14 protein-coding genes are annotated in these 9,652 nt (G+C 59.6%); 8 read left to right on the top strand and 6 right to left on the bottom strand.

The window, feature by feature from the left end:
* Positions 1–110 precede the first annotated feature (110 nt).
* Positions 111–347, bottom strand: a complete 237-nt coding sequence (locus tag Q0520_RS10205; RefSeq protein ID WP_298669707.1) for a type II toxin-antitoxin system HicB family antitoxin — start codon at positions 345–347, stop codon at positions 111–113.
* A 19-nt stretch (positions 348–366) separates the two neighbouring features.
* Here Q0520_RS10205 and Q0520_RS10200 point away from each other — a divergent pair, with 19 nt between their 5' ends.
* The 5 genes from Q0520_RS10200 (at position 367) to Q0520_RS10180 (ending at position 2,709) form a co-directional block, all read left to right on the top strand.
* Entirely contained in the window at positions 367–585 is a 219-nt protein-coding gene (locus tag Q0520_RS10200; RefSeq protein ID WP_342765269.1) for a nucleotidyltransferase domain-containing protein, read from the top strand.
* Positions 578–790: a DUF86 domain-containing protein gene (locus Q0520_RS10195; protein ID WP_298669703.1), complete on the top strand. Its 213-nt coding sequence runs from the start codon at positions 578–580 to the stop codon at positions 788–790. The genes Q0520_RS10200 and Q0520_RS10195 overlap by 8 nt, the downstream gene beginning before the upstream one ends.
* Positions 791–1,041: 251 nt before the next feature.
* Complete coding sequence (wecB, locus tag Q0520_RS10190; RefSeq protein WP_298669700.1) at positions 1,042–2,103, top strand: non-hydrolyzing UDP-N-acetylglucosamine 2-epimerase; 1,062 nt, start codon at positions 1,042–1,044, stop codon at positions 2,101–2,103.
* 250 nt (positions 2,104–2,353) lie between these two features.
* Positions 2,354–2,503, top strand: coding sequence for a hypothetical protein (locus tag Q0520_RS10185; protein WP_298669697.1), 150 nt, complete (start codon positions 2,354–2,356; stop codon positions 2,501–2,503).
* Positions 2,504–2,568: 65 nt separating this feature from the next.
* On the top strand, positions 2,569–2,709 hold the full coding sequence (locus tag Q0520_RS10180) for a nucleotidyltransferase domain-containing protein (RefSeq protein WP_298669694.1): 141 nt from the start codon (positions 2,569–2,571) through the stop codon (positions 2,707–2,709).
* Between the two features lie 653 nt (positions 2,710–3,362).
* On the opposite strand, the gene Q0520_RS10175 is transcribed toward Q0520_RS10180, so the two are convergent.
* Positions 3,363–3,815: a DUF5814 domain-containing protein gene (locus tag Q0520_RS10175; protein WP_298669691.1), complete on the bottom strand. Its 453-nt coding sequence runs from the start codon at positions 3,813–3,815 to the stop codon at positions 3,363–3,365.
* Positions 3,812–4,444 (bottom strand): DUF2150 family protein, encoded by a 633-nt coding sequence (locus tag Q0520_RS10170; RefSeq protein WP_298669688.1) that lies wholly within the window; start codon positions 4,442–4,444, stop codon positions 3,812–3,814. Before Q0520_RS10170 ends, Q0520_RS10175 begins: the two co-directional genes overlap by 4 nt.
* Positions 4,445–4,559: 115 nt before the next feature.
* Between Q0520_RS10170 and Q0520_RS10165 the strand changes: the two genes are divergently transcribed.
* Genes Q0520_RS10165 through thiI form a run of 3 tightly spaced genes read left to right on the top strand, consistent with a single transcriptional unit; the run spans position 4,560 to position 6,856 of the window.
* Positions 4,560–4,889 carry a NifB/NifX family molybdenum-iron cluster-binding protein gene (locus Q0520_RS10165; protein ID WP_298669685.1) on the top strand — a complete coding sequence of 110 codons (330 nt, stop codon included), beginning with the start codon at positions 4,560–4,562 and terminating at the stop codon, positions 4,887–4,889.
* Between the two features lie 47 nt (positions 4,890–4,936).
* Entirely contained in the window at positions 4,937–5,668 is a 732-nt protein-coding gene (locus tag Q0520_RS10160) for a 7-cyano-7-deazaguanine synthase (RefSeq protein WP_298669682.1), read from the top strand.
* Positions 5,669–6,856 (top strand): tRNA uracil 4-sulfurtransferase ThiI, encoded by a 1,188-nt coding sequence (gene thiI / locus Q0520_RS10155; protein WP_298669679.1) that lies wholly within the window; start codon positions 5,669–5,671, stop codon positions 6,854–6,856.
* A gap of 9 nt (positions 6,857–6,865) precedes the next feature.
* Here the strand turns inward: thiI and Q0520_RS10150 are convergent, their stop codons facing one another.
* The 3 genes from Q0520_RS10150 to Q0520_RS10140 form a co-directional block, all read right to left on the bottom strand.
* Positions 6,866–7,510: an N-acetyltransferase gene (locus Q0520_RS10150; RefSeq protein WP_298669676.1), complete on the bottom strand. Its 645-nt coding sequence runs from the start codon at positions 7,508–7,510 to the stop codon at positions 6,866–6,868.
* Between the two features lie 503 nt (positions 7,511–8,013).
* Positions 8,014–9,195: an O-phospho-L-seryl-tRNA:Cys-tRNA synthase gene (gene pscS, locus Q0520_RS10145; RefSeq protein WP_298669673.1), complete on the bottom strand. Its 1,182-nt coding sequence runs from the start codon at positions 9,193–9,195 to the stop codon at positions 8,014–8,016.
* Positions 9,192–9,374 carry a hypothetical protein gene (locus tag Q0520_RS10140; RefSeq protein ID WP_298669670.1) on the bottom strand — a complete coding sequence of 61 codons (183 nt, stop codon included), beginning with the start codon at positions 9,372–9,374 and terminating at the stop codon, positions 9,192–9,194. The genes pscS and Q0520_RS10140 overlap by 4 nt, the downstream gene beginning before the upstream one ends.
* Positions 9,375–9,652: the final 278 nt, after the last annotated feature.

Genomic DNA, 9,652 nt, shown 5'->3' with positions numbered 1-9,652 from the left:
CGAGATCCGGGACCTTGTGGTGCAGCTCGGTGCGCCCTGGCCGCGGTGGTTGTGAGTGCTTTAAATAATGGTGTGAAAAAGGCTTATTGTGCTGAAAATGCTAGAAATATTCAGGCCGTTTCCCGCGGCTCGCACCGAGCACCCTCATCCATAAGAAGGTCTTTCAGACGCTCCCGACCAGAGGGCACAGGGATCTCTCTTCCTTCCTGATGTGCAGTTGCAAGCCAGAGTTCGATGGCGACCTTTACTTCCTCCAGTGCATCTTCTTCGGTCACACCAAAGGCGGAGCACCCCGGAAGTTCGGGGACGACGGCAATAAAGCCCTCATCTTCATCGCTGTAGAAGATCTCGATTGCGTATTTATAGATCGGTGTCTTTGGATCCTATTCCCGGAATGAACAGGTTGAGGGGAGTGACGTAGACATCCTGGTGGATCTAGTACATACTATTGGATGGGATGTCGTGGACCTTCAGGACGACTTGGAACATCTTCTTGGTCTCAGGGTCGCCCTCGTCCTGAAAGGAGGGATCGACCGGCGCAAAAATCTGAGGAGATCCATTTCCCGTGACCACGTCTATGTCTAGGCGTGGAATCACCTTCTTTCTCGACGATATTCTGGAAGGTATCAACCTCATTGAAGAATATATCCACGGCCTCTCTGAAGAGGAGTTCGAGAGCGACCGAAAGACCTTTGATGCGGTGGTCCGGAACCTCGAGGTGATCGGTGAGGCCTGCAATAATATTCCTGATACTATCAGGGAACAGTATGCCCAGATCCCTGGCGAATAATTATCGGCCTCAAGGAATGCTGTCATTCACCATTAGTCGGTGTCACCCTGATATGGTCTGGTTCATCATCACGAGGCAACTCCCGAACTGAGACAATGCGGCGCACTCTGAAGCCTCCAGAGAATGAGTGATATTTCGGGTTTGCTGATATCTCTTTCAGAGTCCTGTCATCAGAATGACACTCACCCGACCATGGCACCGTCTCCTTATCGCAACCCTCTTGCCCTCCTCCTCCCTATCCTATCCTCAGCATGAAGATCCTCACCGTCGTCGGGGCTCGCCCCCAGTTCATCAAGTGTGCGCCGGTCTCCCGCGCCCTCAGGAAACAACACGAGGAGGTCCTCGTCCACACCGGCCAGCACTATGATAGGGAGATGTCAGACCTCTTCTTCGAGGAACTCGGGATCCCGCACCCGGACTACAACCTCGGCATCGGCTCTGGCACCCACGGCCACCAGACAGGGGCGATGCTCGCTGGCATCGAGGACCTGATCACCCACGAGCACCCAGACTGCGTCCTCGTGTACGGCGACACGAACTCCACCCTTGCAGGCGCCCTTGCGGCGGCAAAGCTCCATGTGCCTGTCGCGCATGTCGAGGCAGGTCTCCGGAGTTTCGATCGGCGGATGCCGGAGGAGATCAACCGCGTCCTCACCGACCATGTCTCAGACCTCCTCCTCTGCCCGACAGAGACCGCCGTCGAGAACCTGAGGTCCGAGGGCATCACGGGAGGCGTTCACCTCACCGGCGACGTGATGGTCGACGCCCTCCTCGAGCACACGCGGGTCGCACAGGCTTCCTCTGTCCTCGCCGATCTCGGCCTCTCCGCGGGAACATACCGCCTCGCTACCGTCCACCGTGCGGAGAACACCGACGACCCGAAAAAACTTGCCGCGATCATGCGGGCTCTCGGCGACCTCGGCGACGTCGTCCTCCCCTGCCATCCCAGGACCGAGAAGATGCTCAAGAAATTCGGCCTCTATGAGGAGGCAGACCGGCGTATCCGCCTCATCAAACCTGTCGGCTACCTGGAGATGCTCGCCCTCGAGGCCAGCGCACAAACGATCCTCACTGACTCAGGCGGCGTCCAGAAGGAGGCCTACGTCCTCGGCGTCCCCTGCATCACGATGCGGGAGACGACCGAGTGGATCGAGACCGTGCAGGACAGCTGGAACATCCTTGTAGGGAGCGACCACGACGCGATCGTGCGGGCGGCCCGTGAGTTCGTCCCGGAGAAAGAGCGCTCAGACGTCTTCGGGAAGGGCGACGCGGCGGTAAAGATCGCGAGGGTCCTCGGAGAGATGGGGAAGTGAGTGACGTTCTCGGAAAAGTGTTACTCCGGAAAATTCTGAGAGATGCCGATATAGGCCCTGATGAGTTCGCCGCTCTTATGCGATAACCTAGCGTCATAGATTTAATATCCGTGCCGGTAAGCATCAGTATCAGTATAGGCCCCCCTACTGACATAGTGATTATAACCATAATAATTATGGAAGTAATCACTATGGGGTTCTGTGTCCCTTTCATCAAGATGGGACGCTATGCCATTCTTAAGAACTGGATTTGATCGGGATCCCCCTGGTGAAGGGACTCTCCGGCCCGGTGACGCAGGGGATCGCCGCCCGGACTATTCCGGGAAAAGAAAAACTGAAGGAGGAGGGTTTCTCTATCTGGGACCTTGCCGACCTCGGGGGTTGTGCGGTGACGGTATGACCGCAGAGCCGAAACTATATGAACCAAGGATCCTCATTCTCGTAGAGGAAGGGGGTGAAGAGAGGATGGAAACAGCAACAAAGGCATGGTCGCATGTGGTCGGACCGCTTGTCGAGCAGACCGCGGTTCTTGCCGTCATTCTCTTCGGTTCGACAGCAACAGGAAAGCGAAGGACGTTCTCCGATGTCGATCTCTGCATCATCTGATCTCGCCCCCTCGACAGAGAGGAAAAAGAGAACCTCTTCAGCAACAGTGCGTCGGGATATGACCTCTCTCTTCCAGGATCTACCTCTCTACATTCAGTACCGTGTGTTCAGGGACGGAAAGGTGCTCTTCTGCCGTGATGAGACGCAGTTGCAGAGACTGAAGGAACGGACCATCAGCGGGTATCTGGACTTTTCCCGGATTCTCAGACGCTGTTGCGACCGTATGCTGGTGAAGTGCGATGTACGACCGTGAGCGGATCGCTCTCATCCTTGCAGATATCAATGTCTACTGCACCGACCTGAAGGAGTTTCAGGTCCGGTCGGCCGAGGTTCTTCGCGATAAAAAGACCTATTAGGCTGTTTCTATGGCCCTCTTTTCCCTGCTCAACCGGGTGATCGATCTCGGCAGCGAGATGGTGATGGGAGCTGATCTTGAGACGCCGGCAACCTATCGGGACATCTTCAGGCTGCTGGAAAATGGGGGGGATAATTGATGGAGGGATGAACCGCTCCCTCTCGTCGCTGGTATATTACCAGAACCTGCTCTCCCATGAATACCATACATTCGATGAGAGCGACCTTATGGAAATTCTCGCCCCCCTGCCGCAGGTCTCGGATTTTTCGTTCTGCAGGTGAAGGAGACGTTGTGGTGATCACCGCTCCACGGCCCTGATATGCCTGTCCGTCTCCTTCATCAGGCCTTCTTTTCCCTCGATCCTGGCCACTTCCTTGACCACTTCGAGGGTGTGGACCATCTCTTCGAGAAAGGAGAGTATATCGGCCGGGAAGACCTCGATGCCATATTCATCCCTGACCGCGTCTGCGATCTGCCGGTGGTCGAGGCCGGTCTCCCGGTATTCGAGGATCGTCTTTGCAAACTTCTTCTCCGGGCACCCACAGTTCGGGTTCTCCCTGCACGTGCAGGAGAGGAAGTCACGGTGGATATTGAGGAGTTGCTCCCGCACGCGGGTGTCGAGGGCGCGGTTGCCCATCGCGGGGGCGACCGCTTCAAGAAACGCAGTATTGAAGACCCGGTCCGGGAGGCGGACTCCCGTAACGCGCTCGATCTTTCTGCTTGCGCGAAACCGGGCCTTGTCTGCGATCACGCCACTTCACCGGGTTCTTCGTCGAACTTCTTCAGGGACTTTACGGCCTCCGACATCGTCTCGATCTCGGCGACCCACTCATCGAAGACGGTCGGTTCCCCCTTGCTCTTGAGGTAGGTGGCGCTCCACTTGCCGCCATTGATAATCTGGGCGCCGAGTTTTGCCGCCATCTCCAGGGCGGCCTCGGGTTCGTCGTCGACCGCCTTTCTCCCGTCCTTGACAAGTGTCTTCGGATCGGCCTCATAGTCGCCCTCAAGGAATACCCTGCAGGATGCAAAGAGCGCAAGTAGCGAGATCTGCATGCCCCCGACGATATCGCCGAGGGGGTCGTCCTCGGGGAGGCCGATCATCACGATATTTTCAACGCCCTCGAGTTTTTCGAGCGCCTCTTCCTTGCTGAACCGCTCGTTCTGGTAGAGTTTCACGATCTTCAGAACTGATATGGTGATGTCCTCGACAAAACTCTGGAGGGTCTGGAAGCCCTCTGGCATCTCCTCCTCGTCGTCGTCACCCTCGAAGTCTGCCTCCCTGAGAGTGGACAGCCAGTTATTCCAGCGTTCTTCGCTGTAGAAAATATAGAATAACTTCATTGGTTCCTGTTCTTTTGCGCTCTTCTTCGCCATTCCCATAGAGATAGAATACCTCCAATTAAAGAATTTTCTATCCGGGAACGGCGGTGGGACATGATTTTCCGGCCGGGAAGAGGGGGCAAGCGCTTTATCTGATGTGCGAAAAGGGTTTCTGATGAAGATCGTCGTAGCAACCGATGGAGAGGGTGGTCTTGACGCCATCGTGGCGACCGACTTCGGTCGTGCAGGCACATTTACCTCTGTCGAGGTGGATGGGGACATGATCGGCACGGTCGAGACTGTCGTGAACGAAGCCTGCCGCGTGGCACAGGGGGCCGGCATGGCCGCCGCCGAGCAGATTATGCGAGAAGATGCCGATGTCGTGATCGCCGGGCACTTTGGCCCCCATGCCGAGGAGATCTTCGAGGAGGAAGGGATCATACTCGTGCTGATGCCGAAGGTGACAGTGAGAGAGGCGGTGGGACGCTATCTGAAAGTGGCCTGAACAGACGCCACCCAATCTTCATCTGAGATCAGCGCCCATCAGATGGCATGGTTCCTGACTGTCTCTGCACCTATCTCCGTGATCATGCCCCGCTCGTCGTCGCCCTCTCGGGCGGGACCGATAGTGCGGTCCTCCTTGCGGCGGCGGTGCGGGCTGGCGTCAGGCCGTCGGCGGTGACCGTGGAGACCGGGCTTGCAGCCCCGAAGGAGGCCGGGATTGCGGCTGAGGTCGCGGCATCCCTTGGGGTGCCCCATGCGGTGGTCAGGGTCGATATGCTTGCCGTCGACGCGGTCAGGCACAACACCGCCGAGCGGTGCTATGTCTGCAAGAGGCTGATGATGGAGGCGGTCCGTGCATGGGCAGGGGAGCACGGCTACGCCTATGTCACCGACGGCACCCATGCGGGCGACGACCCGGCAGACCGACCGGGCGTGCGGGCCCTCAGGGAGTTAGGTATCGTGAGCCCCTTTGCAGCCTGTGGGATCGGCAGGGAGGAGATTGTCGCTATGGCACACGCCTTCGGCCTGCCTGTCAGGCCCTCCTCCTCCTGCCTTGCGACCCGCCTCCCTCCCGGCGAGGAAGTGACCCCGGAGAAACTCAGGCTCATCGGGGAGGCCGAGGCCGTCCTCGGGGAGAGGATACCCGGTCGGGTGCGGGTACGTGTGCGAGGGCGCTCCGTGCGGGTCGAGGTGCCGGCCGGTTGGGATGACGAGGCACGGGCGCTCCTCCCCCGCATCCTCGCCCTCGGTTTTGACGATGTGACGGTCGGAGGTGCGTAAATGGGAACGGTACTCCTGCGTTTTGGTGAACTCTTCCTGAAGAGCGAGGCGGTCAAGAAGATCTACATGCGGACGCTCAGGCAGAACATCGACCTTGCGCTTGCGGCCGCAGGTGCAGAGCACGAGATCGAGGTGCGGCGGGACCGCATCCTGGTGCACGGCCCTGACGTCGATGCAATCACACGGGTCGTCTCCCGGATCTTCGGGATCGTTGATGTGGCAGTCTGCACCCGGACAGGAACCACCATCCCCGAGATGGGAGGGGTGGCACTGGAGCGGGCGCGCCGCCACCTGCGGGCAGGCATGAGTTTCGCTGTCAGGGCGAAGAGGGAGGGAGTGGAGGGCTATACAAGCCAAGAGATCGGCGCCGAGGTTGGGAGCGTGATCTACGATGCGATCCCCGGCCTTTCCGTCGACCTCTCTCACCCAGACTACGAGGTCTTTGTCGAGGCGCGGCCGTATGGCGGCCTCGTGTATGATGAGCGTATCCCGGCGCCCCGCGGCCTCCCCTTCGGGACGCAGGACCGGGTGCTCACTCTCCTCTCCGCCGGGATAGACTCGCCTGTCGCAAGCTGGCTGATGATGCGCCGGGGTTGCACAGCCACCCACCTCTCCCTGGATTCAGGGCGCTGGCAGGGGACAGCGGTGCGGGATGCGGTCATCCGCCACCATGCCATCCTCTCGACCTGGTGCATGGGCCATCCCCTCGATCTCATCGTTGCGGACATGGAACCCTTCTTCGATGCGATGACGGCGGCGGGAGAATACCACTACCGCTGCCTCCTCTGCAAGCGTTTCATGGTGCGGGTTGCCGACGCCGTCGCACGGAAGGAGGGGGTGCTTGCGGTCGTCACCGGTGACAACCTCGGGCAGGTGGCGTCCCAGACCCTGGCGAACCTCGGCGTGATCGAGGCAGCGGCGACCCTCCCCCTCCTCCGCCCTCTCCTCACCTACGAGAAGGCCGAGGCTGTCGACCTCGCCCGGATGATCGGTACCTTCGACGAGGATGCCGGCGACCTCGGGTGCCGGGCCGTCCCGAAAAAACCGGCGACGAGGGCCGACCTCACAAAGATCGAAGAGGCCGAGGAGAAGATCGGGGTCGACGACCTGGTGGCCGCGGCGATGGAGTCCCTCAGGCGGGTCAGGGCGAAGAACGGGAAGATCGTGGGGGAAGAGGAAGGGGCCTGAGGAGTTTCTTCACCGCGTAGCGGAACCGGGATTTTTTTCTCCCTCCCACACCATCGCCCAGTTTCCCACCTCTGTCCCCGGGACGAGACTTTTTTCGATCACACGAAACCCGTAGTGCTCGTACAGTGCGACGTTCTGCTCGTTCTGGGTGACGAGATAGGAGGGGAGTCCCTCCCTCTGCAGACGGTCGAGCATCGGGCGGATCAGGCGGCTTGCATACCCCTTCCCCTGGTGGGTCGGGTCCACGCCGATGAAGAAGAGGTAGTGGTGGGGGCCGGGCATATGCCGGCGGTGGAGGCTGTCGACGTACTCAGAGAAGGAGAGGATGCGTTCCAGGGCGTCTTTTCCGACGCCCTTCCTGAATCGGAAGAGCCCCGCCCGTAACGCCCTCCAGAGGGTGATCTCCACCTTTTTCGCGGGGAGCCAGACTGCGACGCCCTCTAGGTGCGGCGATGTTGTATAGACCTCCCCGTAGATCAGGCCGTACCTGAGCAAGAACTCAAAATGATGGCGTGCGATCTCTAGACGCTTCTCCTCGTCGGGAGCGAAATAGTCCATCTTCGGGTCCTGCCCGAACGCGCGGGCGAGCATTTCGGCAGCAGGGCCGATCTGATCCTTTTTGAGGCGCAGAAGGTCGCCAGATCCTGTCGACATGGTGGTCTCCCCCATGGCGTCATGGAATAGATTCTGAGATATTATGGTTTTCTGCCCGGGGGTGCTGGCGTATGCGTGTGTCCTGCGGTGCCGATAGTCGCTGTGTGGGGATGAAACCCCAGAGTGGCAGATGCCGATCCTCTGCCTTCCCTGAAATCTGAACCATGGGGCTGGCCTCGAAGGCCTTCGTCTTTTCGACTCCCTCTGGTCGTCCCCGACTCAGGATAAACCCCAGGAAGACAGAGCAGAGATCCTGAAGGGGGAGGTTACCATCCCTCTCTTATCCTAAGGCAAAGCCCCCCGGAGGAGAGCGCCGATCCGCTGTCTTCCCTACATTATGGGCTGGGGGTTTCACCCCCAGACCCCCTTTTAGGATAAGCCCCGGGAAGAATGAACAGAAAACCCGGAAGAAGGATATTGTCCTCCCTCCTCTGTTCAGAGGTGTGTGATCACAAAAAATTGGAAAAAAGGAATCGTATCGGCCCTGGGCCGGCCATCCCTCCTTACGCGGAGACGGAAAGCCCGTTCTCCTCCGCGATTTCCTGGTAGGCGGCGGCCAGGTACTCCACCTGCGCCCGGGAGAGGCCATAGGTGTTGAACTTCCAGACCTTCGTCGCCCCCGGGATGACGCCGACGATCCCCTTCTTCTTCAGTGCGGAGGAGAGGAAGAAGCCACGCTTTTTGTGGGTCTCGGCCACCCTGTCAAAGGAGGCGGTCGTGTCGACCCGGGTCAAGGTGTGGCGCCGCGGCATCTCCGACTTGATCACCGTCCCGTCAATGGCGGCAAGGGCGTCGACGAAGACCTTTCCATTGGCGAGGTGCTCCTCCCAGTGGTCCACCCTCTCCCGCACATGCGGGAAGGAGGCCATCATGCCCATGAGTGTGACGCCCATCAGGGTGCACCCCATCATCTCCACCTCCTTCAGGCCGAAGGTCCGGCCGGTGACGTCCCCCCTGATCTTCGTCGTCCTGAAGACTTCGTCGGCACGCTCTGCGGTCGTGGCGAGCACACCCGAGGGCGCCGGCGCCGCCATGCTCTTGTGCCCTGACCCGACGACGAAGTCGACGCCGAGGGCCTTCCCGTCCACCGGCAGGATGCCGACCGTGTAGGCGCCGTTGAGGAGGACAGGGACGTCGTACTGGTGGGCGACGCGGGCGATCTCCTTCACCTCATGGAGGTTGCCGTACTGGTAGTCGACCTGGTCGAGGAAGAGGAGGACGGGCGGGCGCCCGAAGGTCCGCACCGCCTCTTCGAGTTTCTCCGCCGCCGCCTCGGCCCTGATGATATTATGTTCGTCCTTCGGGATCTCCAGGGGCACGCCTCCCGTGTTCTCGACGGCGAGGAACTCGGTGTAGTGGGAGAGGCCGGTGAGCATTACCGGGTCGCCCTTCTGCACGTAGGTGCCGGCGACCGCCTGGAAACCGCGCCTCGCGCCGGGCACGACCCGCGCCTCGTCCATGCCGACGAATGCCGCAAGGTCGTCGTGGAAGACATTGATGGGGGGCTTTTCGATGTAGTCGAGCCTGAAGGGTTTCCTGCAGTTGTCGCAGACCGAGTAGCCGTCGCCCCAGGCGATGATCGCCTTCATGGCGTCTGCGGTCAACCTGCCGCCGGCCTGGATCGGGTCGATATTGATGGTCATCTCTTCAAGGTCGCGTGCCTCGATATCGTCGGTGCACTTCATCGGCTCAACTCCTGCTCGAGGGTATTGACTTGCTTTTTCAGTTTTTCGAGGGTCTTTGCGGCCTTTGCCCGCTGGTCATCGTCGAGATTGTGCAGGGGTGCCGTCTCCCGCATCAGCACCCTCAGATCAGTGAGGAGAAACATCGCCTGAAATATTGCGTCCACAGCCCGCTGTGTCACAGAATCACCACCCTCATATTGTGCACCCGCTATTAGATAGTGGTGACGCTCTCCTTCACTTTCAGGGTGCGCCGGAGAACTCTATATACGACCGGCAGATGAGGTCTAAATGTCAACTACCCCGCACCTGTTGGACGGGGCTTGTACCTGCACTCTTACGAGTGTGCTCCATTCGGCTGGTTGACAGACAGCCTACTCAGGCAAGATATACCCGCCTGAGCAATGTTTCGAGCAGCATTGAGGTCAGCATGGAGTTGAAACCCGCATTTCCGGCACAG

The sequence above is a fragment of the uncultured Methanofollis sp. genome (genome assembly GCF_937919355.1).
In the GTDB taxonomy this organism is placed as follows: domain Archaea; phylum Halobacteriota; class Methanomicrobia; order Methanomicrobiales; family Methanofollaceae; genus Methanofollis.
The sequence above is the reverse complement of the archived record's forward strand: the minus strand, read 5'-3'. Positions and strand labels throughout refer to the sequence as shown.

What these genes read in the sequence shown, in the direction of transcription:
- Q0520_RS10160 (WP_298669682.1), top strand. Translation starts at nt 4,937, where the DNA reads ATGGTTCCTGACTGTCTCTGCACCTATCTCCGTGATCATGCCCCGCTC.
- Q0520_RS10165 (WP_298669685.1), top strand. Translation starts at nt 4,560, where the DNA reads ATGAAGATCGTCGTAGCAACCGATGGAGAGGGTGGTCTTGACGCCATC.
- Q0520_RS10150 (WP_298669676.1), bottom strand. Translation starts at nt 7,510, where the DNA reads ATGTCGACAGGATCTGGCGACCTTCTGCGCCTCAAAAAGGATCAGATC.
- pscS (WP_298669673.1), bottom strand. Translation starts at nt 9,195, where the DNA reads ATGAAGTGCACCGACGATATCGAGGCACGCGACCTTGAAGAGATGACC.
- Q0520_RS10180 (WP_298669694.1), top strand. Translation starts at nt 2,569, where the DNA reads ATGGAAACAGCAACAAAGGCATGGTCGCATGTGGTCGGACCGCTTGTC.
- Q0520_RS10170 (WP_298669688.1), bottom strand. Translation starts at nt 4,444, where the DNA reads ATGGGAATGGCGAAGAAGAGCGCAAAAGAACAGGAACCAATGAAGTTA.
- wecB (WP_298669700.1), top strand. Translation starts at nt 1,042, where the DNA reads ATGAAGATCCTCACCGTCGTCGGGGCTCGCCCCCAGTTCATCAAGTGT.
- Q0520_RS10195 (WP_298669703.1), top strand. Translation starts at nt 578, where the DNA reads ATGTCTAGGCGTGGAATCACCTTCTTTCTCGACGATATTCTGGAAGGT.
- thiI (WP_298669679.1), top strand. Translation starts at nt 5,669, where the DNA reads ATGGGAACGGTACTCCTGCGTTTTGGTGAACTCTTCCTGAAGAGCGAG.